The following is a 23,389-nucleotide window of genomic DNA, read 5'->3' as shown; positions in this document are numbered from 1 at the left end:
GCTATTTGCCCTTCCTGTCCATGGCCAATCGTGGTAAATCGCGAATTACCTCCACTACGAACCAGTCTGGCAATCCGTCGCCATCCTCGTGCCGCGCTACTACCATCTGCGCCATTTCCAGAGAGATGGAAGCGAGCTCCTTTAAGAGAGCCTTCGCTCGGTGTGCAAACCGTTTATGCTGCTCCCCCACAGAAGCTTTATCCGCTGGCAGTTCTTTTTTGATCTGCGAACGGAAAGAATCGGCCAGAAAATACAGTACATCTCGATCCTCTGGAGCCGTTGGGAATGAAGCCTCTCCCTCCAAAATACGGTTGAGCTGGTATTTGCCTTGAATGTTCTTGTGAAAAGCCCGAAATTGTGACGCATGCTGCGGCGTCAAGCATCCGTAGGCCAGAACCCCCACCATCTCTGTCGTCAAGTTCTCACCAAATTCGTTCAGGGCATCAGAGAGCATGTGCCAGGAACGCGGAGTAGAAAACGGCTCCTCGCTCTTTGGTGGCTGCGACCACAAATAGTCCGGGCGAACCTCCAAAAATTGCAGCACATAGGAATGGATTCCGTTGCTGTACGCCCAATTCATCCATTGTTCATACGAAACTAGCAATTGGACATGGAACATCCGGTTGATCAGAGCAGACGACATCGGTTTGACAATCGCGCTGTCCTGCGCGCGGTTTCCTGCTCCAATCACAATGGACCCTTCTGGCAGATGGTAATCCCCGATTCTCCGCTCATGAATCAGACTGTAAAACGCCTTTTGCACTTCTTGCGAGCATGCATTCAATTCGTCAAGAAACAAGCAGTACGGTTCTTCTCGCGCAATTTGCGCAGGTGGGCAAAATCTGCTTTTCCCATCTACGATCTGTGGAACACCGATAATATCCTCAGGTGCGAGCTGACTGCCCAATAACGATACGCAAGGCAGGCCCACCTGCTCAGCAAACGCCTCGACGAGAGACGACTTGCCGATTCCTGGTGCGCCCCAAATAAATACTGGACGAGCTACTGCAACGTTTAGCAGCACATCCATCAGTTGATTTTGCGTTACTTGAATGCCTAGATTCATTTCATAACCTCTCTTGTTTGATTGATTTTTGCAGCAATCTACCTCTTTTCATGATTGATTTCCATTGACTAGAGCGACCGTCACACCACAAATATTTCCTAATATTACAAGAAGATTGAATAAAGAGCAACCGACCAAGCCCCTTCTGCACGGTACCGGAATAGGATGAAAAGACATAAATAAAGGAGGACGTTTCATTTGTCACAAGCAAATATCCCCAACATTACGCCGCTGTTCACCATTACCCAAAGCCAAGTCGTAAACTTGCTACTCGCATCGATCGCATTGGAAGAGCTTGGGTTAAGTCATATCATTAACGCAGAGGCAGAAAAGCTTCAATATGTCCTTGGTACGCTTCCAGGATTAACAGGTCCCCCTGCAACCATTAGTGATTTGCTAAACGTGAATTCTAGCGTAGTAAATACGCTCAGAGAGATCACAAAGAAAGACATTCTGCTGAACAACAAGCTGAATTCCGTATTAACAGCATCGTTTATCGATAGTCTCACAGGACCAACGGGAGCCACTGGTCTACCAGGGGGAACGGGTGCTACTGGTGCTATTGGCGTTACGGGAGCTACAGGAGCCACGGGTATAACAGGAGCAACAGGTACTGTTTCCAGTGTTTTCGGTAACTTCTGGCTATCCTCCGCTATCGATATTTCGCCAAATACGATCGTCCCGCTTAATGTGTCGAATGCAGACAATTCACTTGGCTTTTTACTCGCTGGCGGACAAGTGACCGTACCTGCAAGCGGCATCTATCTCATCAGCTATCGTGTTACTGCTGCACAGGAGAGTGAAGTGTCATTCATTATCAGGAGGAATGGCACCAATATTACGGGTTCTGCTGGAACTTCAAGCAGTGCGGATAGTGCAGTGGATGGAAATGCATTCGGCATGGTTACCTCTTTCACACGATTAGCAGCAGGAGACATCGTAGACATATTCCGTACGGGAGGTATCGCAGACCAGTTTTTGCAAAGCTTCGCAGACGGAACGACGACGGTGACCGGCTTCCTCACTTTAGTGAAGATTGCCGACTAAACCAAACATAATCCATCTCGCCACTCGGAGCACAGCTACGACTCGATCCTGGCTGTCGTTGCGAGTGAAGCTCTTACTTCGGACAAGCCTACTTCTCCTCTTATGTAACATTCCTTTTTTTACCACGTCACATAGGCAAAGGGGGAATAACAAAAGATGAGAAAAATCGTGAAAACCAGTGCCATCACCATATTGGTTGCATCCCTGATCGGATGCAGCTCGAGCGTACAGTTCGTATCTAGAAGCGAAAGCGAAAACAAACCAGCAGCAGAGCAGGGTCAAAGCAATCAGGTAGCCTCCAGTCCAAGTCCTCCCAGCCAACTAGCTGATTACGCGCTAAAAAAATCGGTCGATCCCCTCCCCAATGACATGTACTTCAAAGATTACGGCACCAACCAATTTGTCTCTGCGGCGAAGGACCCTCTGTCTACTTTTGCCGCTGATGTGGACACCGCCTCTTACACCATAATGCGCAATTTTATTAAAGACGGGACTCTCCCGCCAGCAGAAGCCGTTCGGGTGGAGGAATTCATCAACTTCTTCCCTACTTCGTATCCCGCGCCAACCGATCAGACATTTGCGATTCAGGCCGACAGTGGCCCCTCTCCCTTTCAAAAAAATCTTCAAGTAGTGCGAATCGGGATCAAAGGAAAGGAATTACGCGCAGAAGAGCGGAAGCCCGCTAATCTCGTTTTTGTCATTGACGTATCTGGCTCTATGAATCGGGAGAACCGATTAGAGCTGGTGAAAAAAAGCCTACATGTTCTTGTCGATCAACTCCAACCTACTGACTCAGTAGGAATCGTTGTCTACGGATCAGAGGGACGCGTTCTTTTGCCCTCAACCTCTGCCGAAGACAAACAGGCGATTTTATCAGCCATCGATGATCTGCAACCCGAAGGCTCCACCAATGCGGAAGAAGGACTGGTGCTCGGTTATGAAATGGCGGCCCGTTCCTTCAAGCCTAATGCCATTAACAGGGTGATTTTATGCTCAGACGGGGTCGCCAATGTAGGAGAAACAGGAGCCGAGGGCATTTTGCGTTCGATTGAGGACTATGCGCGAAAAGACATTTACTTGAGCACCTTTGGCTTTGGAATGGGGAATTACAATGATGTCCTGATGGAGCAATTAGCGAATAAGGGAGAAGGCAACTACGCCTACATCGATACGTTTTCCGAGGCGCGCCGCATTTTTACGGAATCATTGACGGGCACCCTCCAAACGATCGCTCGTGACGTAAAAATCCAAGTAGAATTCGATCCTAAAAAGGTAGACTCGTATCGCTTGATCGGTTATGAGAACCGCGATGTCCGCGACAAAGATTTTCGCAACGACAAGACAGATGCGGGCGAGATTGGCGCAGGCCATAGTGTGACCGCTCTTTATGAAGTGAAGCTCGCTTCCCCTGCCCATTCAGATCTCGGGACGGTTCGCGTGCGCTATCATAATACCTCTTCCCAAAAAGTAGAGGAAATCTCCGAACCCGTAAAGGTGCAAAATGCCTTGTCTCCTGGAGTAGCGTTCCTTGCTGCTGTAGCAGAATACGGGGAAATATTGCGGGAGAGTCCGTATGCCGAAAGAAGCTCCCTTGCCGATGTACTCAAACTGGCGGAAGCCACAGCCACCGGAGAGGAACAGCTCGAATTTGTCCGCTTGGTAAAAGATAGCATGGCAATCAGCAGGAACTAATGCTTGTTCCCTATGTCCTGGTGTCACGCCTGTACCTCATCCAAATATAAACCATGATTCCAATCGCCGAACCGATTAGCAAAAATGTGATGCCGTAATGACGTATATAAACGACGACTTTGAGCCACTCTTTCTCAAGCGTCTGTCCCAACAGTAAAAAAGTGACACTCCAAAGAAATGCACCCGCGTAAGCAAAAAAAGCGAATCGTCGAAACCCCATCGTAGAGACACCTGCCAAATAGGCGGTAATATGACGGACGCCAGGCAAAAAATAGCCGATGAGCAACAGGTAAGGACCGTACTTAGCAAACAGCTTTTGGGTTGACTCTATTTTTTTCGGCGTAATATGCAAGTACGGTCCAACCTTCATAAGCAACGGCAGCCCCCACTTCCACGCGATGGCATAGCTGATCGTTATCCCTATTGCCGCTCCCAAAAAGGCACTCAGCACCGTAAACGGCATGTACAAAACACCGCGGGAAACCGCATAGCCAGCGTACGTCATTAGTACCTCATCGGGTATGGGGAGCCCTATAACACCGAGTGTGAGCGAAAAAAAGATACCGACATATCCATATTTCATCAAAAAAAGATCCAAATGCTGCTCCACGGCTACCTCCAGAAATGTTGTCCTACTTCATTGTATTCTCTCCCTATTCTTTGGCATTCTGGCTTTTTTACAAAAATTCAAACCAGGGCATATGGTATCCTAAAAAAGATCTTATTTCCTTTTTCAGGTGACGTCATGAACTATATGGAGCAAATAACATATGCGCTCTCGTTTATCGAGAAGCAGTTAACGGAAAAAGTCACACTCGATGAAGTGGCAGCAGCAGCCGGATATTCCAAGTACCATTTTCAACGCTTGTTTTTTCACGTGACAGGAGAAACTGTCGGCCAGTACATTTCGAAGAGGCGCTTGACCGAGGCTGCCAAAGTGCTGTCGCTCGAACAAAAGAGCGTGACAGAAGTCGCCTTTACATATGGCTTTGATTCCCACGAAGCCTTTACTCGCGCCTTTACGAAACGCTTTGGTCTGCCTCCTTCTGCACTTCGCCGATCAGGAAAAATGCCGCGGTACACCATGCTGGAGCGTATCGAGCTACCTTATTTGGAAAATATTCAGCTGCAATCGATTGAGCCCGTCTATGTCCCTGCCCACGAAGAACTTAACCTGGTAGGCTACTCCTCCGCTACCCGTTCGACAATAGATATTGTCCATTGCTGGAAACGACTGGGGCAGAAAATCGCCATGCAGAATAACCAGAAGCGTTACGGGGTCCTTCGCTACCCGGATGCTTTCGGGCTTTCGTTGAGCTTTGCCTATTTTGCTGGCATACACACTGACGAGCATATTGGGACAGACGGATTGGAATCGCTCGCGCTGCCTCCATCTGGTTATCTCGTCTTCCCTCACAAAGGATCCGTGCAAAATCTCAAGCTGACGTATCAATACATATACGGGAGCTGGATGGCACACGCATCCGCATCCGACCAGCTTTATGCCCGATATGATTTTGAATATTACGACCACCGATTTCTTGGAAATGAACATCCGGATTCACTTTGCTTCATTTATATACCCGTTCTAGCCCGAGAGTAGTCGGTAGCGGTTCGCATTTTCGATCAAGTTTTCCTCGTTTTCCTGTCGTACGCTGGACGTGTGAAAAGGAGTGAATCGAATGAAAGAACTGACCTATTTGACGGCAACGGAGATGGGGACTTGGATTCGCGAGCGGAAAATAAGCGCCAAAGAAGCTACCCAGCATACCTTTAGAAGAATCGCCTCGCTTAATGGCAAACTGAACGCTATCGTCGCTTGTGACGAGCAGGCTGCTCTCGAATCCGCGAAGCAAGCGGACAAAGAAATGGCGGAAGGCAACATTCGGGGGCCCCTTCACGGGGTGCCGATCACAATCAAGGATTCCTTTGCCACAGCCGGACTTCCCACTACTTCTGGCTTCCCCCCTCTAAAAGGCTACATTCCGCAGCATGACGCAGCCATCGTCCGCAGACTGAAGCAGGCAGGAGCCGTTTTGATTGGCAAAACAAATGTCTCTACCCTGCTCATGGATCTCCAAACAGACAACGATATTTACGGTAGGACAAATAATCCGTGGAATCAGGAAAGGACTTCGGGAGGCAGCAGCGGAGGCTCGGCAGCTGCAGTTGCCGCAGGACTTTCTTATTTGGATATCGGGAGTGACATCGGGGGATCGTTGCGTGTTCCCGCTCATTATTGTGGTGTGTTCAGCTTGAAGCCAACTGAAGGAGCTGTTCCGTCAACAGGACACATGCCCGGCTTTGAAGGAATGTCTGATTATACCTCGTCTCGTCATATGGCCTGCTATGGCCCTTTAGCCCGTTCGATCGAAGACTTGGAAGTGGCGTTTTCCATCATTAGTGGTGGAAACGGCAACGCTGGCTTGCCTCATGGTCCACAAGTCTTGCCCCCTCCTCTTAACGATCAGCCCCTGCACATTCGCTGGATAGAGGAGCTGCCCGGCTACCCGACGAGTCGAGCCATTCGCGATCAGTTGCGGCGCTTTGTCAAAATACTGGAGCAACAAGGCATGCGCGTAGAACAAGTGACGGCACCGCCTTTAGATGTACGCAAGACTTGGGAAACATGGGGAAAAATCATCGACGCGGAGTTAAACTCCACGACGCCTACCCTTATGAGAGGATTGGCTCATCTCCTCACCATGCCGATCTATCGTCAGGTTCCCACGGCTACCATGCTCATTCCGCTGACGTTCAAAAACTACATGCGTGTCTTAACCATTCGGGAGCAGCTCATTCGCAACTTCGAGCAATTCATGGCCGGCTGTGACTTGTTCTTGTGCCCAGTCAGCTGCACGACAGCCTTTCCTCATATGGCAAAATCGAGAATGTGGGGCTACAAGCCGATATATACCAAGCCGCTGTATGTAGACGAGAACCCGCAAAACTACTGGGCAGCTACGACTTTTTATACGAATCTGTTTAATGTCACAGGAAGTCCGGTCGTGACAATGCCGATCGGTTTTGATGAGCAAGGTCTTCCTATTGGCATTCAGTGTGTCTGCAAACGATGGCGTGATAGGGAATTGCTACAGAGTGCATCGAAATTGTACGCAACCTGCCCAGAGTGGAAGGCCCCTGAAATTTCTGTGGAGCCGCATTGAGAATAAAATATTCCAGTCTCCCCCGCATAAAGCCCCTTTCCTATGCAGAAAACTACCAGTGCGAACCCCATTTCTGGTAATGAGGAGGGGCTTTATGCTTCCATTATTGAAAAAGCGCCTGACACTGATCGTTTCCCTGCTTTGCATGACGCTTCACCTGTCCGGCCTGTCCTCTGCAAAAGAGACAGCAAACGCTCCATCTGTCCAACACTTACCTCTCCTCCAATCGAAGCCGTTTCTTCAATCGCAGGAGCAGCTTGCCTACTCGCTCGGTATTCAAGCATATATCTACGGCTATCCCTTAGTGATGTCTGCCATAACGATGGAGGCGATGGTCAAAAATCGGGCGCCGATCAACCAGTTTTATTATGCGGACACACTCGCTTCCCCTGCTTATCGGGATATCGTGACGCCGAACTCCGATACATTGTATATGAGCGCATGGCTGGATTTGTCGGAGACGCCCGTCCACTTGACTGTCCCCGCCAATCCGCAAAACCGCTACTATACCGTGCAAATGCTGGATGCGTACACGAATACGTTTCGCAATGTCTCCAATCGTTCCACCAAGCAGCAGGCCGGACAATATATCATTGCAAGCCCACAATGGAAAGGGCCTACCCCTGCCCATATCCCTGTGATCTACGCCCCTACGAATACCGTCTGGCTCATTGGCCGTGTCGAGGTAAAAGGCGAGGCTGATTTACCTCAGGCAGTCTCGTTCGAAAAACAAATTGCAATTGCCCCTGTCCACCCAAAATTGCAAACGGCACATGCTCCTGAAGCGCTTCCCCCAGATGTATTGTCGTCCCTTTCCTTTTTTCAACTCATGACGAAATGGATTCAGAGCAATCCTCCGCCCGAATGTGATCGCGTCTTGCTCGATCAATTCGCTCAAGCTGGGATCGATGTCCAAAAAGGATTTGATCCTTCCGCGCTCGGTCCAGCAAAGCTTGCGGGCCTACAGCGTGCCTTGCAGGATGCCCCGTCCATCGTGCAAAATGGCTTTCCCGGCTACGCGACCTTCCGTAATGGATGGGGCTCCTTTTCCCCCATCGGCACATATGGAAACCAGTTTCTCGCCCGTTCCTTTATCGCCTATTCCGGTATTGGGGCCAATGTTCCGAGCGAAGAAGCCTATTATCGTGCATTGACAGATGGATCAGGAAAACCTCTTACGGGAGTCAAAAGCTATAGGCTGCATTTTACAAAGGAAGAGCTTCCCAAGACGTCTGCTTTCTGGTCGATCAACGTCTATGACAACCAGTTGTTTTTAGCCAAAACAGCGGCAGATCGGGCATCAGTTCGCAGCAATACAGGAACGCTTGCATACAATCCGGATGGCTCCCTTGATTTGTTTTTGCAACAGCAACCGCCCAAAGGCAAGGAAGGCAACTGGCTCCCTCTCCCAAAAGGTGAGTTCAATCTCGTTTTGCGGGTATTTGCACCGGAGCCTGCAACGCTGGACAAACAGAACACTTGGCCCGCTGTCATGGAAAGCAACCCAATACCATAACACAACGAAAAAGGCACCGCCCCATCGTGTGCGGTGCCTTCTGTATTGAGTCTGTTACTTCTTCAAATCTTCAATGGAGTTGATCTCCATGTAGGTTGGAACAGCCAAGCCCAGCTTGGTTCCTTGCAGATTCGGACCGAGATCCTCTACGTCTTTCCCCAGCTTTTCCATGTAGTCTGCGTGCGTCGTTGGCAGCCAAGCCGCTACCATTCCGTCCACATCACCGTTCGATACACCGACCCACATTGGACCAGCTTCTACTTGGCTCATTTCTACCTGGTACTTCAGCTTTTGCTCCAGAACCGTTTTCACTACATTCGTGCTGGCAATCTCAGAATCCCACGCGACATAGGCGAGCGTCAATTTTTTGCCTTCTGCTGGCTGAATGCCTTCTACCCATTTGTTGACGGTAGCTTCATTGTTTTTCACCCATTCGGCTGCTGCCTCTTCCGGCTTTTTGCCGCTCTGGATATCAAGCATCACTTTTTCCATGTCCGCAGGTGCCCATGAAAACTTGTCGAGGAATGCATACGCACTTGGGTGCTCCTCTTTCAGTCCTTTGCGCACGATGGTATGAATCTGTTCATCCTTACCGAAGGTGCCTTTCGGATCTTCGAGGTACTTCATCTCGAACTTGGAGAACATCCAGTGAGGTGTCCAGCCTGTCACGATAATCGGTTTTTTCTCTTTGTAGGCTTGTGTCAGTGCTGCCGTCATCGCTGCACTGGAGCCCTCCACCAGTTCCCAATCTTTCAGATCGTAGTCTTTCATGGCTTTTTCCGTCGCTTTCATCAGACCAGCACCAGGATCGATCCCGATAATTTTATGATCCACTTGTGCTCCAACGCTATTCGGTGCAGACGTACCCGTATTGCCCTCGGCAGGCTGATTTCCCTGCGGTGTTCCTGCGCTTGAACATCCTGCCATCACCATACTGAGCCCAAGTGCGACTGCCAGCCCTTTCAAGGTGCCTTTTTTCATTTTCATGAAAACCCCTCCTACGCGTTTTTTCTCTTTCCAACACTTTGCGTGAGACGATCCAGCAGAATCGCCAAAATAACGATGGCCAGACCTGCCTCAAAACCTTCACCGATCTTGATCTGTGTTACGGCACGATAAACGTCCGCACCCAAGCCTTTCGCCCCAATCATGGAGGCAATCACGACCATGGACAGCGCGAGCATAATGCTTTGGTTAATCCCGGCCATCATTGTCGTCTTGGCAATCGGCAGCTGTACCTTCGTCAGCTTTTGCCAGTAGGTAGAACCGAACGCTTCAGAAGCCTCGATCAAATCGGCAGGAACTTGACGAATTCCCAAGTTGGTCAGACGAATCGTCGGTGGCATCGCAAAAATGACAGAAGCGATAACCCCTGGTACTTTACCGAGTCCGAAGAAAAAGATGGCAGGAATCAAATAGACAAACGCCGGCATCGTCTGCATGAAATCAAGCAGCGGTGTGACGACCTTTTGTACGGACTCGCTCTTCGCGCACCAGATACCGACGGGAATCCCGATAATGACCGAGATTAACCCTGCCGTCAATACCAACGCGAGTGTTTCCATTGAGTGCTCCCAATAACCCAGATTCTGAATCAGAAGAAGTCCAATGAAAGTAAAAAGAGCAATTGCCACTTTGCCAGCGCGATACGCCAGCAGCGTAAACAAAATGATCAGGGCCCAAAACGGGATTCCTGTTAAAATCCAAGAAAATAAGTCAACGGTTCCACCGATTCCAGCTGATATGAAGTCAAACAAGAAGCCCAAATTGTCTTCCAGTCCATCTACAATCGTTTCTACCCAACTGTCGAGCGGCAGCTTCGGAAAAAGTTGGTTTTGACTCATGATGGATTCACCTGCCCCTCTTCATTCGTTGGCTCTGGAACTTGTTGATTTACTTTTCCTGCCAATCCACCCAAGACAGCTCCTTTTACAATCACGCCCAGGAGACGATTTTGTTCCCCTGTAACCGCCACAGGAATATCCGAAAACGCGACAAGGTCAAACATTTCATTGAGAAGCGTCTGCGGTCCGACAGTCGGTACCTCCGTTCGAAGCACGGATTCCAGCGACTGTCCCGCTTCCTTAGCTCCGTTTACTGCGTCTGCCGTCAGCACACCCAGCAATGTTTTTCGCTTATCCACCACGTACAAACTGGAGACACCGCGCTCACGCATCATTTGCAGTGCGACCCGAGGCCCTCTGTCCAGTGTGATCGTCTCTGCCCGCTTCATGACTTTTTCGGCGGACAACACCTTGGAACGATCCACATCCTCTACGAAGCGTTCTACGTATTCGTTTGCTGGATTGGTCATGATTTCTTCCGGTGAGCCGATCTGCACGATCGCACCGTCTTTCATCAAAGCGATTCGATCCCCGATCTTCAATGCTTCGTCCAAATCATGCGTAATGAAAATAATGGTCTTCTGCATGGTGCTCTGGAGCTCCAACAGCTCATCCTGCATGTCCTTGCGAATCAACGGGTCCAAGGCACTGAATGCCTCATCCATTAACAGTACATCGGGTTCATTCGCGAGTGCACGGGCCAAACCCACACGTTGCTGCATCCCGCCACTCAACTGATCCGGGTAGCTCGCTTCCCAACCGCCGAGTCCGACGAGTGCGAGTGACTTTTTCGCTTTTGCCTCACGCTCGGCCTTTGGCATCCCTTGAATCTCCAGACCGTACTCCGCATTTTCAAGCACTGTCCTGTGAGGGAACAAGGCAAACTTTTGAAATACCATGCCTAGCTTCTTTCTTCTTACATCCTGTAACTGCTCAGTGTTCATACTGACGATATCCGTACCGTCAATCAGGATTTTGCCTTCTGTTGGTTCAATCAACCGGTTCAACAACCGAACCAGGGTCGACTTCCCGCTTCCCGAAAGCCCCATGATGACGAAAATTTCGCCTGCATGCACCTCAAAACTCGCTTGATTCACCCCAAGGGTAAGACCCGTTTCCTTCAAGATTTCTTGCTTGGTCTTCCCCTGCTTCACCTGGGACAATGCGCGTTGGGGTTGGCGTCCAAAGATTTTGGTCAAATTCTCTACTTTGATCTTGGGCATATGGTCACCTCCAACTATTACGCCCGGCATCCGGACTGTTCTTTACCCTTACAATTGTAACCAGCGAATTTTTTTACCTCAAACTGGGTGAGGAATGATAATCCGTCATTTTCAGCGTTCAGAAAAAACTTTACGTACTTTACTTCCTGTATTCTCAGTTTATCACGTATATACTGTACAACATCTCCATTTACTTTTTTCTTTTGGAGACGTACAATTCTAGTCAGGTTACTAAGACTAGAGGAGCTGCTTTTTTCAAAATGGATACCAATCAGGAAAAAATCCTCGAAAAAGCTCAGGAACGCGTGATTGAAACGCTCGCTCGCAACATGGACCTGTATGGAATTACCATGTCAACGGGACTGCTATATGGCACATTGCTCTTTCAGGACAAATCAATGACACTCGATGAGATGGGCGAAGCACTGGGCATGAGCAAAACCAGCATGAGCACCGGCGTCCGCACATTGATGGACTTAAATATGGTAGAAAAGATATGGAAAAAAGGGACACGGAAGGATCATTACGAGGTCAATCTGGACTGGTACCAGAACTTCATCGACCTCTTTTCCGTGAAGTGGCGACACGCCTGCGAACATAATGTTCATGCCTTGAAAAAGTCGCTCCTTGAGCTTCGCGCTCTCCAGCAATCAGAAGAGCTTACGGAAGAAGTCAGCGAGCGTGTGGATCTCAGTATCAAGCGCATTGAAAATGGGTTGGAGTATTATCTGTGGCTGTCCCGTTTGATCGACTCCTTCGAATCTCATGATATCTTTCAGTTTGTACCGAAAAAGGAAAATGAATCATAAGAAGCTCGCAATCGAAAAAGACTCGTTCCTTACATCTGGAATGAGTCTTTTTGTGGTACAATTATCCAGAGTGAATTCACGCTCTTCTATGATGAAAGGAGTGGTCAGTTATGAAAAAGGACATGAATCAACGTTCTTATAAAGCTGTGCGTGTACCAAACAACCAAAAAGGGGAACACCAACGCTAACCCCCTTTCACTTAGGAGGAAATGGATTGATTCGAAAAACCGCTCTACTGATTATTGATGCGCAGGTAGGTATTATCGAAGGGCAATTTGGTCCTGTTTTTCAGCCGTCTACACTTGTCCAAACATTGAAAAAAGTAAGAGAAGATGCCTATAGCAAGGATATCCCTGTGCTGTACGTTCAGGATGCGGATGTCGGAGAAGTCGGTTCAGACGACTTTGCCATACACCCTGAGATCGCCCCTCTGCCATCAGAAACAGTGGTTCAAAAACTAGCGACAGACTCGTTTCACGGAACAGACCTGCACGAAAAGCTACAAGCACTCGGAATTAACCATCTCGTCATCATGGGGTGCAAAACCGAGTATTGTATCGACAGCGCCTGCCGCAAAGCGACTACACTTGGCTATGATGTAACACTCGTCAAGGACGGGCACTCTACGTCGGACAGTAAAGTGCTATCTGCGGAACAGATTATCGCCCATCACAATACATGCTTGCATGGATTAGGAAATATTGAGCCATTTATTTTGGTACGGGAATCAACGGAGGATGTCTTCGCCCCTACCCATGACTCTTACAGGTAGCGTTTTGCTGAACTCTCGAAACCGTCTCTTCAGGCGGTTTCTTTTCATGTCCTGCTTACGATTGGACCTTGCTATAATGGAAGAAATGAATCTGCCTATCAAAGGAGAAGCCATGTCGACTACTATTGCTATACCAAGATTGGGCGTAGGAGCTGTCATCCTAAACGACAAAAATGAAATTTTGCTGGTTTTACGAAACAGAGATCCAGAGAAGAATATGTGGAGCATTCCCGGGGGAAAAGTTGATCCCTATGAACAACTGGAGACAAGTGTCATCCGCGAAATCAAAGAAGAAGTCAATCTCGATGTCAAGGTAAAGGCCCTGCTGTGCACCGCAGAAACCATCCGCCCTGAAAGTGCCGAGCATTGGGTTTCGGTCATTTACGAGGTCACGATCCTGAGTGGAGAAGCACGCAATTTAGAGGAAGGCGGAGCGATTGGAGACATGCGCTGGTATTCGCTCGATGCACTTCCGTCGAATCTGGCTTGCTTCGCCGTACCAGCTATCGAGCATTTGCAAAACCGGAACCGTTCATGAAAAAAAACGGACAGTTGCCTCATGTGGCCTGTCCGTTTTTCCGTAAAGAAGATTACTCCCCTTTTTTGATGATCGCTTGCACTCTCCCCACTTGTCCATCCGTCAAACGAACCTTGATTCCATGTGGATGGGTACTGGAGTTCGTCAGGATGTCCTTGACGATCCCACGGGTGTGTTTGCCAGTGCGTTGGTCCTGTTTCAATACAATCTCGACTTCAAGACCCGCTGCGATGTCTTTTCGATTTTTTCCGTTCATTTTTCCCTTCTCCTTTTTTCGTTCTATGTCCCACCTATGATATAATCGACAAACAAATCCATCTCACCGGAGGAATCCATGCTTACTTTTGAAGAAAAACTAGCGATTATTGAATCTTTTCCACAACTGACTCGGAATGACGTCTCCCTGAAACGGGTTAATTTTCATTATGAGGAAAGCCTTCATGACAAAAAGACAGTGGTTTATCATCTGCATCCGAACGGCAACGGTTTTGTCTTTGCCGCGTTTTTGAAGGGCTACCAAAAAGACGACAAGGGATATGTCAACATCCGTGATTTCTCGGCGGACGAGCTGCGCAAGGTAGTCGAGGCTTCGATCCAATCCCTCTCTGTGAAACGTGAACCAGCTCCAAAAGCTACTAGTGCAGCTGAACAATTGGAGCAAACATGGGTCGACAAGCAAAACCGCACGCTCTTGCTGCAACAGGAAGACTCGCTGTGGAACGTATACCACGGGATGAACCTCGAAGCTTCCTTTGAATCGTACGTAGAAGCGGAGCAGTATCTGATTGAAGAAGGATTTTCCCTGCAACAATAAGCCCTTCCTCCTCCCTGCTACATGTACCATACCAAATCGTAGACGTTTTGATCAAATTGGCGCAAGCGATCCGACTGCTTGCGCCATCCCAACACAGGGAGGCGATACTTCATGATCAAGTACAGAGATACACTTCTTACGAATATCCACAAACAGATTGAGACATGGTATGCCCAGAAGTCTCCCGTCGCTCATGATGAGTTATATCGCTTTCTTCATTCACTGAAAGGGACATCCGGGACAATTGGCTTGACCGACTTGTCTGATCTGTCCGAGCTCCTTCTGGATCGAATGGATGACATGCCTGCCAAGGATTGGTCGCTCGGTGAATGGCGATTGTTTTTGCAAGAGTTAATCAGCTTGTGCTACGAACAACGCCCGGAACAGGAAGTTTTTATCGAGAACCCCACTCTCCAACGGGAATCCCCTTGTGAGCAACAGCCTTTGGTCCTCATCTTGGATGATGACGTCACCCTGCTTATGTATCTAAAGGAATATTTAGAAAACCGCAATTGGTCTGTCATCGCAACAGTCTATCCTCATAAGGCTCTCGACTATTTTCACGACATGAATCCTGACTGCTTCATTCTGGATTTGAACATCCCGGAAACAGGCGGCTTCCAAGTGATGCAGACGATTAGCGAAAAAATTAAGAAGCAATACGTGCCTACGACCATTATCAGCATCGATTGCGAACGGGAGACCCGTCTGAATGCCTATCGTTTGGGCGCGGATGACGTCATGAGCAAACCGCTTGATATGGAAGAGCTGGTCGTACGCCTCGAGCGCCAGCTTCGCCGGAAGCGCTGGATGAACAGCATCTTGTTTTTGGACGAGCTTACGGGTGTCAACAATCGGAATTCTTTTGTTGATACGTACCAACGGCTTCTTTCTGATGCCCAGCGAACCAACACCCCCTTCTCTCTGGCATTTTTAGATATCGATTTTTTCAAAGGGGTCAATGATACATACGGTCATCTGATCGGCGACGAGGTACTGACTCGTTTTGCTGCTTTCATCGGGCAGAGCGCGGAAAAACATGATGTATTATTCCGTTACGGCGGAGAGGAATTTATCCTGCTGATGCCACGTACGACTGTACAGACAGGAAAGATGCGCCTGGAGCAGATACTCTCTGCTTTTTGTTCCCTTACGTTCGATGCTCCTGAAGGAACGTTTTCTTTGAGCTTTTCCGGTGGGATCGTACAAATAGATGATCCTCATAAACCGCATACGTATTGGGTAGAAGCTGCTGACACTGCTTTGTATGCGGCCAAAAACGCGGGGCGGCGCCGGATTGAAACCGCTCAAATCACTGAGACGCATGACTCCCCTAAAGTAAAACTGAAGGTCGCCATTATCGATGACGATCCGATGATTCGCGTGATGCTTGCCGATGCCATCCAAACCAGTTTTGACGGTTGGATGCACGTCGACATCCAGACTTTCGAAGAAGGAGCTGCTTTCTTTGACTCTACTTGGCATCAGGGACAAGAGCCTTATCTCGTCATTTTAGACGGGATGATGCCTCAGATGGATGGCCTCGAGGTTCTCCAGAAAATCCGGAATTTGCCGAATGCCAAGAAATATACGGTGATAATGCTAACAGGCCGTACTGAAGAGCAAGACATAGTCCGTGCCCTTCAGCTCGGTGCTGACGACTATATGACTAAACCATTTCGTACACGTGAACTGGAGGCTCGCATCAAGCGACTGGTTAAGCGAATGTTGTAAGGAGGTAGCAAGATGGCAACGATTATGCTGGCTGAAGACGAAGCCGTGTTGCGCATGTTGATTGGCGACACGCTCGAAGATGAGGGACACGAGCTCGATATAGCTTGCGATGGAGAGGAAGCCCTGCAAAAAATCGGTCAAAATGAGTACGACCTGATTATTTTAGATTATATGATGCCAAAGCTGACAGGCTTTGAAGTATTGCAGCAGCTCAAACAGATGGACGATAAAAAGGCAATCAAGGTCCTGATCCTCTCGGCAAAAAGTCAACATGCCGAACAGGAGAAAATGCGTGCAGCTGGTGCTGATGACTTCATGCCGAAGCCCTTTAGCCCGATGGATCTTGTCCGGAAAGTGGAGGAAATGCTCGCATGACGGGGTTCTTGGCGTTTATCAGAAAAAGCATCACACGTCGCTTCATGGCGATGATGCTTTTTTTTCTGTCACTTCTGATTGCGGGCGCTGGCATCGTTCAAGATTTGAATAGCAACGCATTAAACCAATATCAGACGGCGATATACAATACCAAGGAAAAACAAAATTTGGTCGCAGAGATCGCTGAGCACACGAACCAGATCTTTTTTCGCGCAAGGGGTTATTACGCTTTTTTGAGCCCATCTGAATACAATGAGCTATTTCTTGAAAAAAAGAAGCTGGAACAAGCGCTGGATGAATTTAAGAAGCTTCCGCTCAATGATGAGGAGAAAGCGCTTGTCGCTTCGATCGAGTCTTTCTTCACGAACTTTTTCGCTAATGTTTTTCCTACTTTTTCGAGCTATGCAAAGACCGGAGACTTTGAATCCCTGCGAAAAGCTTCGGCCAGTGGCGTAAATCAGGAAGTGAACAACCTGCTTAAATACGCCGGGCGGTATCAGGAAGAGCACGATCAGCTTTTATATACGAAAAACCAACTCCTGTTCGAAGAGTTGTCACAGCTAAGCACCTGGTTTCTCGTGTACTCGCTGATGGTGCTGGTGATCATGATAGTAGTCACCATTCAAACTACGCGGGATATCGGCAGGCCGTTGGTTCGTCTATCCCAAAATGCTGAACAGTTCGCTAATGGCGGTACACCTCTTTTGCAGGATTTGAACAGGATTGACGAAATCGGCAGGCTCTCCCGCTCCCTCGACTATTTGATCAGGCAAATTCAAGCGAAAGAAGAAGTTCTCATGGCGCAAAACGAAGAGCTGCAAGCCCAGCAGGATGAACTGATGATGCAGCAGGAAGAGCTGCAAGAAGCATTGGGCAAGATGGAGGAAAACGAACGGTATTTGGAAAAGAAAAACCGTTTCATCCTCTCATTGGCGAATACGTTGGATAAAAGCGAGCTGCTGTCTAGTATCATTCGCAATATAACTGAGGTCATGGATGCCGATAAAGGTGTCATCGTCATGTTGAACACGGACAGGGACGCAGCTAGCTTTGGCGTTTCCCAGAACGGGCTGGAGCAATTGCGCAAAGGATTGGATGATGGTCCATTCGTGCGAATCAGGGAAACGGGCCTGCCATATGTCCTGATGCGTGAAAGCACTGACGCTGAGCGCGGCTACACAGAGGAAATGTCACAAACATGTGAGCTTTACCTCCCAGTATTAGATGCCCAGCAGACAATCGTCGCATGTATCATCCTATCCCGTATCGGTCGAAAATTCACGAATCAGGAGCTACAAGTCATCATCGGAATCGCCAAGCAGATTTCCTTGGCTTTCGATAAGCTCGCGATGTTTGAAGAGACGGAGCGACAGCGCAAAATGACTCAGGACATGCTCGATTCTGTACAAGAAGGCATTCAGCTCATCGACCTTCATGGAGAAACCCTGCAAGTAAACCGGAATTTCTGTGAACTATTGACCTACGACAACCAGCTCGCTTCGCAAGGATTTGACTTCGAACAGTTCGTCTCCCATCTGCAAAGTCGAACCTCAGAGCCTGATCGGCTGATTCAGTATGTCAGGGCTGTCGTTTTAGACGAAGGTGCCATTCCTTCAGGCAGTATTGTGTTTCAGATGACAGGACCGCAAGTACGTTATATTCAGCTCTATGCAGAGCCTCTGTTCCGGAATCAGGAGAAATGGAGTACCTTGCTCGTTTACCGTGACTTCACGAAGGAATACGAGATCGACCAAATGAAATCGGAATTCGTCAGTACGGTCAGTCATGAGCTGCGTACCCCTCTCGCCAGTGTGCTCGGTTTTGCGGAGCTGCTGTTAAAGAAGGAGCTCAAGCCCGAGCGTCAACAGCGCTACTTAGCGACCATTTATCAAGAAGCGACCCGCCTGACTGCGCTAATCAACGATTTCTTGGATTTGCAACGCATGGAATCCGGGAGACAGACGTATGAGGTAGAAAATGTTGCGGTTGATCAAGTGATCCAGGATATTTTCGGACTTTATCAAGTTCAATCTCCGCTCCACAGATTCGAACTCGATTTACAAACGGAGCAAACCGTTGTTTATGGCGACCAAGCCAAGCTGCGTCAAGTATTTGTGAATCTGATCAGTAACGCCGTCAAATACTCTCCGCATGGCGGCCATGTCCGGGTGAGTTGTCGACAAGATGGGGACAGCTTGCTCGTGGAGGTCCAAGATGAAGGGCTAGGCATTCCTTCCGAAGCCATCCCTCACCTGTTTACCAAATTTTATCGTGTAGACAACTCGGATCGACGCGAGATCGGCGGTACAGGTCTAGGTCTCGCCATTGTTCGGGAGATCGTCCATATGCATCATGGTGAAGTTGCCGTTACGTCCGAATCGGGCAAGGGCAGTACATTTACGGTTACTCTTCCACTGGCTGAGCACGCTTTGTCCCCTGGCTATCAAGCAGGGACGGTAGAGGCAATCGTTCCAACTGGTCAATACAATGGAAACGTTGTGATTATCGAGGACGATTTGAACTTAACCGAGCTGTTGCGTGATGAGCTGACGAGCTCTGGGTTCCGAGTCAAATCCTTCTCTACAGCGTCTGAGGCAGTAGCAGCAATCGAGGAGCTGCGACCGGATGCTGTCGTGCTGGACCTTATCTTGAAGGGCGGCGAGAGTGGTTGGAAGGTCATTGAGGAAATACGCAAAAACCCGGATTTACGGACCATTCCGATCGTGATCTCCAGTGCTTTTGAGGAAAAGAAAAAGGCATTTGATCTGGGGGCAACCGGCTATCTGATCAAGCCTTATCATCCAGATACCTTGTCAAAAGCGATTTTGCAGGCCATCACGAATCATGAAGCAACGGGACAGATCTACATTCCCGACGAACAGTAAAGATGACAATGGACAAAAGAGGCTGCGGCGATGAAAGCGCGGCCTCTTTTTTTCACCTTCTACCAAAGAAAATCTTGGTATATTCACGCGCTTTCCATCACACATTAATAGAGGTTACTTTGTGCACTTTTGCCCTGCAAAGGAGGAGTTCATGTGTATTTCTCAAAAAAAGCAGTCGTTCCAATCGAAGAAGAGGAAACAGATGTATGGACGTGCAGTAACGAGGGCTGTACGTGCTGGATGAGAGATAACTTTTCCTTTGATAAGAGCCCGAGCTGCCCTTTTTGCCATTCCCGTATGGTAAAGGACACGCGCATGCTACCGGTCCTAACCAATCACAGCAGCAAACGGAACTCTTGAGCCCTTCTTTTCTTTTTTCTTGCGGGGATTCTTCCTCTTCTCTACAATAAGCTCATGACGTACGAATGTTAGAGGAGTATGCCCATGAACCGAAAAGAGATGGAAGATCAAGTGATTCAAGCCTACCAGCGCGACGAGGGCATGATGATTCTCGTTTTTGCCCAATGGTGTGTGAATCATGGTCTAGATGCACGCGAACTATACCGCCGCGCTTATCCCGCTCAAGGGGAAAATACGTTACTCGCTCAAATGCTGGACAATACGGTTCCAAAGGAAGAAGCAGAGGACATTCCTGATGCGACTCTCCTTGGTGTATTGTCGCTGTTTGGCAATGACGATTTGGCGTTTGTGGTCAATGAAACCATCGATGAAATGAAAAAGAATCCGAAATAATGCATGAAAGCCATACTCGTGCGAAAGCTACGCGCGCGGGTGTGGCTTTCTTTCTTCTTTCCTTGTCCAAATACGAATCAAAGAAATCTTTATTATCATAAAACCATTCACAGTTTATTGTTTGAGCGACAACGTCAGCCGACAAACGATGAAATGGAGAATATCGAAATGTATACAGATTCAAAAATCTTGAAATCTCTGTTTTACATCCAACTCTTCTCAAGTTTTCTCGTTGTAGTCGGTCATTTTACGGCTTCTGCACTTTCTTTTACAGATCCGTTCTGGATCGTGGCCCTCAATCAGATCAGTCGCTACGGAACTGTCCTGTTGACGATCGCCACGGGCTATTTGACTGCTTATTCTTTTGAAGCCAAGAGCCCTACTGCTCGCGAGTTTTTTTCGGGGAAGCTTCTGTATATTTTTGTCCCTTATTTAGTATCTGGTGTCCTGTACCATTACTTGTTGAAAAAAGGGATGCCTCATACTGCCCAAGATTTTACGAACATTATTTTAGGCAAAACGGGTGACCATCTGTACTTTGTGTTTATGATTTGTCAGTATTACGTTTTTGCCTATCTGTTTCGCCGTGTGATCACGAAACGCAACATTTTATATGTCATTTGGATTCTGCTCGGTATTCAGTACGTGTACATCAACTACATCCATCAGGGCTGGTTCGGGCTCACCACACGTCATATGCTCCCGAGCTGGATTTTTACCCTGTACATGGGGCACATGTTGTATTGGTACCGTGAATCGATCCTTTCCTTTTTGCGAAACAACCGCTCCATCCTGACGCTGATGACGGGTGTTTCCACTGCGGCTGCGATATTTTTTGTTGTCTCAAACAAGCTGTATGTGGCTGTGCATTTGACTTTTGTCTTCGCCACGCTTTTGTCGTTTCTCGTGCTCATGGTCTTCTTCCTGGAACGTGTCGATCGTTTGCACATCAAGTTTCGAAAAGGGCTGACGTATTTTATTTTCTTGTTCCACTCTGCTTTTTTGATCATGTTCAAAGATTATTTGTTTGCGAAATACGGCGAGGTCGCTTGGCTGTTTGAAAACACGTGGTACTCGCTGCTGTACTTGCTCCTGATTATCGGGTGCAGTTGTCTGTTGGCACTCATGCTGGTCTGGCTGGTAAACAAACTGGAGCGTATCTCCAAAACCATACGACAAACACGCAGGCAGCTTTACACTACCAAATAATCAGTCACATCTTATTTCATAAAAAATGACCTATTCATGGTGCACGTCTGTTCACGATCGTGCCTTCACGGATAGGTCATTTTTTGTGGCATTAGATATGATGGCTCATCGACATCGAGCCACTCGTACAGATGTCACAGGGCTTGAATTGCATGGAAAATTTCGTCTGCTGATCCGTAGACTCGCACGTAATCGTTCCCCCATGCCGCTCAATGATTTCTTTGCAGACGTATAAGCCAATTCCAGTACCGAGCTCCTTCGTCGTGAAAAACGGTTCAAAAATAACCGAGAGCAGGTCAGGTGGAATTGGCGATCCATTGTTGGAAACGGTAATCAAGGAGCTGTCAGGCGTTTGGGACACCTCAATGACAATCTCCTTATCGCCTGTTTTTTTATGTAACGCATCCAGCGCATTCGAAATGATGTTGATAAACACCTGCTTCATCTCATCCTTGTAGCCTTTTAGCTGAAAGGTAGGGTCGATACTGCATTTGATATCCACATTCACGTCAACGATATTCGGATAGAGGAAGGAAAGAATCTCATCAAACAATTCCCAAACGCTAAAAACCTCCATTTGCTTGTAGACCGCTCCCTTTTTCGAGACCAGCAAAAACTGCGAAACCCGGTAATTCAATTGTCGCAGCTCATTTTCAATAATCTCTACGTAAGGCAGATTCGGATAATCTTCTTTTAGCAAACGAGAGAATCCCATAATGGAAGTAAGCGGATTCCGGAATTCATGGACGAAACTGGATGCCATTTGCCCCAGAATCGTGAGCCTGTCTTTGTGAGAGCGCTCGATAAATAGCTTCTTCTCTTCCAAATCGTTGTCTTTGAGGTTGGTGTATTTAAGAACGGCGTGGACCAAAAAGACATCAAAGCATTCGTTTATTTTTAATAGGGCAGGCATTAAAGTGGCAGGCGTGAACGGGCCTTTTTGGAGAAGATCGATAACCATTTCCCGGCCCATGCACACGTTGGAAACGAAATCGCCAATGTTGGTCTCTGCCCGGTTTCGTTCATATGCCACCTTGTAAGCTAATTCTTTAATATCCTCAAGAGTGATTTCCGAACGAAAATATTCAATAACCATACGATACAGTGCTTGGCCATTCAGATGGATCAATCCCTTGTATTGATCACCGTCCGAAATGGCAATTCGTCGCTTGAATTCTTTTACGATCGTTGCCTCGTGCTCGTCCAAATATACTGCCAAGTCATCCATCGGCATCTATCCTCACTCCGAATAATAGGCAAAATCCCCTTCTAAACTATTATACTATCATCACCGTTAATTAACTAAATATTTTTACTACTTTACCAAAAAAGAATAGTAAAGGGAAAGGAGCTACTTGTTATCGCAGCTCCTTTTTGCCTATTACGTGCTTATTTTTATAATCGTCAAAGTCGCTCCAGCCCCTGTCAGAAGGGTAGCTGTTCCCAATAATCCGAACAGTTGCAGCGTGATTGTAGCTCCAGCGGTGAGAGGAGCGATGACGGTATTATTGAACGACGAGAGTGATAAAGCTGGTGAGATGATCGTTGGAGTGTATGGCGTTCCATTTATCAAGATCCTCGAGCTAACCAGTAATGCAGTCGTTGTATTGATGGAATACGAAATCAAATAGTTGCCTGCTGACGGAACCGTAAATACAGTATTGGCGCCATTCACTGTAATGCCACCTGCTAACACCTGGTTGTTCGGTAGAGGGATATTCGTTCCTCCGAGGATTACTGCTATGAGAGCTCCTGAGGTATTGGCTCCGAAGGCGTTAATGTTGGTAAAGACTGTACCGGTGGCTCCGGTTATTCCTGTTACTCCGGTCTCTCCCGTTACTCCGGTTGTTCCAGTCGCTCCGGTCTCTCCCGTTGCTCCAGTTTCTCCGGCTGCCCCAGTCGCTCCGGTCGCTCCGGTTGCTCCGGTTGCCCCAGTCGCTCCGGT

Annotated in this window: 23 protein-coding genes; 15 read left to right on the top strand and 8 right to left on the bottom strand. The window is 48.1% G+C overall.

Translation table 11 applies throughout. From position 1 onward, the window contains the following. Window position 1: 1 nt before the first annotated feature. Entirely contained in the window at window positions 2-1,066 is a 1,065-nt protein-coding gene (locus C7R91_RS22640) for an AAA family ATPase (RefSeq protein WP_047069545.1), read from the bottom strand. Between the two features lie 198 nt (window positions 1,067-1,264). Here C7R91_RS22640 and C7R91_RS29915 point away from each other — a divergent pair, with 198 nt between their 5' ends. Continuing rightward, window positions 1,265-2,113, top strand: a complete 849-nt coding sequence (locus C7R91_RS29915) for an alpha-helical endospore appendage domain-containing protein (protein WP_047069546.1) — start codon at window positions 1,265-1,267, stop codon at window positions 2,111-2,113. A 156-nt stretch (window positions 2,114-2,269) separates the two neighbouring features. Next, window positions 2,270-3,805 carry a vWA domain-containing protein gene (locus C7R91_RS22625; protein WP_047069547.1) on the top strand — a complete coding sequence of 512 codons (1,536 nt, stop codon included), beginning with the start codon at window positions 2,270-2,272 and terminating at the stop codon, window positions 3,803-3,805. Window positions 3,806-3,815: 10 nt separating this feature from the next. On the opposite strand, the gene C7R91_RS22620 is transcribed toward C7R91_RS22625, so the two are convergent. Further along, window positions 3,816-4,427 (bottom strand): DedA family protein, encoded by a 612-nt coding sequence (locus C7R91_RS22620; protein ID WP_047069548.1) that lies wholly within the window; start codon window positions 4,425-4,427, stop codon window positions 3,816-3,818. 132 nt (window positions 4,428-4,559) lie between these two features. Here C7R91_RS22620 and C7R91_RS22615 point away from each other — a divergent pair, with 132 nt between their 5' ends. The 3 genes from C7R91_RS22615 to C7R91_RS22605 all read left to right on the top strand — a co-directional run bounded on the left by C7R91_RS22615 (window position 4,560) and on the right by C7R91_RS22605 (window position 8,488). Continuing rightward, window positions 4,560-5,408: a helix-turn-helix domain-containing protein gene (locus tag C7R91_RS22615; RefSeq protein ID WP_258183165.1), complete on the top strand. Its 849-nt coding sequence runs from the start codon at window positions 4,560-4,562 to the stop codon at window positions 5,406-5,408. Window positions 5,409-5,487: 79 nt separating this feature from the next. Beyond that, the gene (locus C7R91_RS22610) at window positions 5,488-6,972 is read left to right on the top strand and encodes an amidase (RefSeq protein ID WP_047069550.1); all 1,485 of its coding nucleotides are present in this window, start codon (window positions 5,488-5,490) and stop codon (window positions 6,970-6,972) included. Window positions 6,973-7,066: 94 nt separating this feature from the next. Beyond that, on the top strand, window positions 7,067-8,488 hold the full coding sequence (locus C7R91_RS22605) for a DUF1254 domain-containing protein (protein ID WP_047069551.1): 1,422 nt from the start codon (window positions 7,067-7,069) through the stop codon (window positions 8,486-8,488). Window positions 8,489-8,542: 54 nt separating this feature from the next. On the opposite strand, the gene C7R91_RS22600 is transcribed toward C7R91_RS22605, so the two are convergent. Genes C7R91_RS22600 through C7R91_RS22590 form a run of 3 tightly spaced genes read right to left on the bottom strand, consistent with a single transcriptional unit; the run spans window position 8,543 to window position 11,555 of the window. Continuing rightward, window positions 8,543-9,469: a glycine betaine ABC transporter substrate-binding protein gene (locus tag C7R91_RS22600; protein ID WP_047070302.1), complete on the bottom strand. Its 927-nt coding sequence runs from the start codon at window positions 9,467-9,469 to the stop codon at window positions 8,543-8,545. A 17-nt stretch (window positions 9,470-9,486) separates the two neighbouring features. Then, window positions 9,487-10,332: an ABC transporter permease gene (locus C7R91_RS22595; protein WP_047069552.1), complete on the bottom strand. Its 846-nt coding sequence runs from the start codon at window positions 10,330-10,332 to the stop codon at window positions 9,487-9,489. Further along, window positions 10,329-11,555, bottom strand: coding sequence for a quaternary amine ABC transporter ATP-binding protein (locus C7R91_RS22590; protein ID WP_047069553.1), 1,227 nt, complete (start codon window positions 11,553-11,555; stop codon window positions 10,329-10,331). Before C7R91_RS22590 ends, C7R91_RS22595 begins: the two co-directional genes overlap by 4 nt. 260 nt (window positions 11,556-11,815) lie before the next feature. Here C7R91_RS22590 and C7R91_RS22585 point away from each other — a divergent pair, with 260 nt between their 5' ends. The 3 genes from C7R91_RS22585 to C7R91_RS22575 all read left to right on the top strand — a co-directional run bounded on the left by C7R91_RS22585 (window position 11,816) and on the right by C7R91_RS22575 (window position 13,674). Next, a complete protein-coding gene (locus C7R91_RS22585) occupies window positions 11,816-12,364 on the top strand; it encodes a GbsR/MarR family transcriptional regulator (protein WP_047069554.1) in 549 nt (182 codons plus the stop codon). A 214-nt stretch (window positions 12,365-12,578) separates the two neighbouring features. Continuing rightward, window positions 12,579-13,136, top strand: coding sequence for a cysteine hydrolase family protein (locus C7R91_RS22580; RefSeq protein ID WP_047069555.1), 558 nt, complete (start codon window positions 12,579-12,581; stop codon window positions 13,134-13,136). Window positions 13,137-13,248: 112 nt separating this feature from the next. After that, complete coding sequence (locus C7R91_RS22575; RefSeq protein WP_083995091.1) at window positions 13,249-13,674, top strand: NUDIX domain-containing protein; 426 nt, start codon at window positions 13,249-13,251, stop codon at window positions 13,672-13,674. Between the two features lie 52 nt (window positions 13,675-13,726). On the opposite strand, the gene C7R91_RS22570 is transcribed toward C7R91_RS22575, so the two are convergent. Continuing rightward, window positions 13,727-13,930 (bottom strand): YwbE family protein, encoded by a 204-nt coding sequence (locus tag C7R91_RS22570; protein WP_047069556.1) that lies wholly within the window; start codon window positions 13,928-13,930, stop codon window positions 13,727-13,729. Between the two features lie 78 nt (window positions 13,931-14,008). Between C7R91_RS22570 and C7R91_RS22565 the strand changes: the two genes are divergently transcribed. The 7 genes from C7R91_RS22565 (at window position 14,009) to C7R91_RS22535 (ending at window position 21,444) form a co-directional block, all read left to right on the top strand. Beyond that, window positions 14,009-14,488 (top strand): hypothetical protein, encoded by a 480-nt coding sequence (locus C7R91_RS22565; protein WP_047069557.1) that lies wholly within the window; start codon window positions 14,009-14,011, stop codon window positions 14,486-14,488. A gap of 111 nt (window positions 14,489-14,599) precedes the next feature. Beyond that, a complete protein-coding gene (locus tag C7R91_RS22560; RefSeq protein ID WP_047069558.1) occupies window positions 14,600-16,222 on the top strand; it encodes a response regulator in 1,623 nt (540 codons plus the stop codon). Between the two features lie 12 nt (window positions 16,223-16,234). After that, complete coding sequence (locus tag C7R91_RS22555; protein WP_047069559.1) at window positions 16,235-16,597, top strand: response regulator transcription factor; 363 nt, start codon at window positions 16,235-16,237, stop codon at window positions 16,595-16,597. After that, on the top strand, window positions 16,594-19,482 hold the full coding sequence (locus tag C7R91_RS22550; protein WP_047069560.1) for an ATP-binding protein: 2,889 nt from the start codon (window positions 16,594-16,596) through the stop codon (window positions 19,480-19,482). The genes C7R91_RS22555 and C7R91_RS22550 overlap by 4 nt, the downstream gene beginning before the upstream one ends. A 153-nt stretch (window positions 19,483-19,635) precedes the next feature. Next, complete coding sequence (locus tag C7R91_RS22545) at window positions 19,636-19,842, top strand: cold-shock protein (protein WP_083995057.1); 207 nt, start codon at window positions 19,636-19,638, stop codon at window positions 19,840-19,842. 84 nt (window positions 19,843-19,926) lie between these two features. Continuing rightward, on the top strand, window positions 19,927-20,235 hold the full coding sequence (yxiS, locus tag C7R91_RS22540; protein WP_047069561.1) for a protein YxiS: 309 nt from the start codon (window positions 19,927-19,929) through the stop codon (window positions 20,233-20,235). 168 nt (window positions 20,236-20,403) lie between these two features. Beyond that, entirely contained in the window at window positions 20,404-21,444 is a 1,041-nt protein-coding gene (locus tag C7R91_RS22535; RefSeq protein WP_047069562.1) for an acyltransferase family protein, read from the top strand. Between the two features lie 91 nt (window positions 21,445-21,535). On the opposite strand, the gene C7R91_RS22530 is transcribed toward C7R91_RS22535, so the two are convergent. Together C7R91_RS22530 and C7R91_RS22525 are read right to left on the bottom strand one after the other, a co-directional pair. Beyond that, complete coding sequence (locus tag C7R91_RS22530; RefSeq protein WP_047069563.1) at window positions 21,536-22,678, bottom strand: sensor histidine kinase; 1,143 nt, start codon at window positions 22,676-22,678, stop codon at window positions 21,536-21,538. Between the two features lie 147 nt (window positions 22,679-22,825). Next, a partial coding sequence (locus tag C7R91_RS22525; RefSeq protein ID WP_106786227.1) for a BclA C-terminal domain-containing protein occupies window positions 22,826-23,389 on the bottom strand: 564 nt, incomplete at its 5' end.

The sequence above is a fragment of the Brevibacillus formosus genome (assembly GCF_003013405.1).
GTDB classification, from domain to species: domain Bacteria; phylum Bacillota; class Bacilli; order Brevibacillales; family Brevibacillaceae; genus Brevibacillus; species Brevibacillus formosus.
Note: the sequence above shows the minus strand (reverse complement) of the source record. Positions and strands in the feature narration are given on the sequence as shown.